Below are 1,691 nucleotides of genomic sequence, written 5' to 3'. Positions count from 1 at the left end.
TGTCTGCGATCTCCTGAAACTCCAGCTCTGCGACAAATCGTAGCACCAGAATTTCACGGTCAATCGGATTCACATACACCAGCCAGCGATCAAGTCCACCCTTCTCCTCGGGTTTCGGCGCCTTTTCTTCAGACGCTTCTTCGAGGGGGTCCAGACTCAATGCGTCCATCAAGCGACGCTTTCGCCGTTCCTTCCGATACTGCGTAATGCACTCGTTGTACGTGATGCTATACAGCCATGTCTTGAACTTGGATTTGCCTTCGAAGTTCTTCAGGCCGTACAGCACCTTCAACATGACTTCCTGACAGACATCGTCTGCGTCGCGATCGTTCCCGAGATATCGTGCACAGACGTTAAATAATGTTCGTTGGTAACGCCGCATCAATTCTTCATAGGCGCGCGTTACGTGAAACAGCTCGGAATGCGAGCGCGCGACCAACTCCTCATCAGAGAGCTCGCGGGGGTCGTAGCGCATGGATAGCGATTGGGCTTTATTCAAAACAAGTCGGGCCGACAGTCAGGTCAATGTCCGCCGCAGCCAGCATCAGGCGGCATTTTGCGGCGGCATACATTAGCAGGGTTTGCCGGGTTAGCGGCTACTCACATGCTGCTCAAGCAGGATCCGATTGGAAAGAGAGACTAGCTCACCCTCATCGGTCAGCAATGTGGTTTTAACCGTGCCGATCTCTTCGATCTGCCCTTCGACCTCTCCAACTCGCACTTGTTGCCCAACCTCATACAACTCACGCACATAGATTCCCGCAAGAATCTGACCCGCAATTTCCCGACTTCCCAAACCCATGGCCAGCGCAACTGCCAGACCAACGGTAATCAAAACGATCACGATCACGTGATTGAGCAGGTCAGTCTTGACCTCCAACTGACTGATCGCCACCGAGATGCTGATGATGATCACCAGGCCCTGGGCAATTCGCCCCAACCCGGAAGCGTAGTCCAGTCCTACGCCTTCTGCCGCTCCACGCACCAGCCCATTGGCCAGTTGCGCCAGTAATACACCCACCAGCAACACCAGCGCGGCGCCGAATACCTTAGGCAAATACAGCGCTAGCATATCCAGCGTAGCTGAAACTCTCTCAAGTCCAAGGGATTCTGCGGCAGAAACCAGAAAAATCAGCAGAACGAACCAATAGACGATTTTTCCGATCAATGTGGAGATCGGTACTTGCAGCCCGGCGCGGGACAGCAGCTTGGTCAGACCGGTGCCGCCCATCAGGCGATCCAGGCCGAGCTTGGCGAGCAACTTCGAAAGCAGCGTGTCGAGCAACTTGGCCACGACAAAGCCCAACAGCAGCACAACCAGTGCGCCGAACAGGTTCGGAATGAAGTTGGCAATCTTGGTCCATAACGCAGTCATTGCAGTGACGAGGCTCTGTGTCCAGAGATCAAGTTCCATATTCAATCAGCCTTATCAGCAGTGCGAGCGGTAGGTTTACGAAGACGGGACACCGGCGCGATGTGGGCCGATCCGTTATTCAGGGCGATCATCAGCGCGGGCAACCAACGGCCCAGCAGGCTGAACAGATCACCGGCGCCGACCTGGCGGTTGGCGGTTTTCAGTACGCGCCCCAGGCATGCATCGTCGTCCCGGGTCGACGGCGAGGCCTTGAGCATGTCACGCAAAGACTGTTCAAACGGATCGTGCATACGCACCTCTCGTGATGTCTGTGAAA

The 1,691-nt window shown here is 55.2% G+C and carries 3 protein-coding genes; all 3 read right to left on the bottom strand.

Annotated features, from left to right (window positions below; translation table 11 throughout):
* Positions 1–499 (bottom strand): RNA polymerase sigma factor SigX (gene sigX, locus D8U18_RS12400; RefSeq protein ID WP_131107714.1); only part of this gene is annotated, 499 nt, incomplete at its 3' end.
* A 90-nt stretch (positions 500–589) separates the two neighbouring features.
* Positions 590–1,414: a mechanosensitive ion channel domain-containing protein gene (locus D8U18_RS12395; protein WP_028621382.1), complete on the bottom strand. Its 825-nt coding sequence runs from the start codon at positions 1,412–1,414 to the stop codon at positions 590–592.
* 2 nt (positions 1,415–1,416) lie between these two features.
* Positions 1,417–1,665 carry a hypothetical protein gene (locus tag D8U18_RS12390; protein ID WP_056856962.1) on the bottom strand — a complete coding sequence of 83 codons (249 nt, stop codon included), beginning with the start codon at positions 1,663–1,665 and terminating at the stop codon, positions 1,417–1,419.
* Positions 1,666–1,691: the final 26 nt, after the last annotated feature.

This window comes from Pseudomonas sp. Sample_10 (genome assembly GCF_004321495.1).
Classification (GTDB): Bacteria; Pseudomonadota; Gammaproteobacteria; order Pseudomonadales; family Pseudomonadaceae; genus Aquipseudomonas.
This window is presented reverse-complemented; position numbering and strand designations above follow the sequence as displayed.

What these genes read in the sequence shown, in the direction of transcription:
- D8U18_RS12395 (WP_028621382.1), bottom strand. Translation starts at nt 1,414, where the DNA reads ATGGAACTTGATCTCTGGACACAGAGCCTCGTCACTGCAATGACTGCG.
- D8U18_RS12390 (WP_056856962.1), bottom strand. Translation starts at nt 1,665, where the DNA reads ATGCACGATCCGTTTGAACAGTCTTTGCGTGACATGCTCAAGGCCTCG.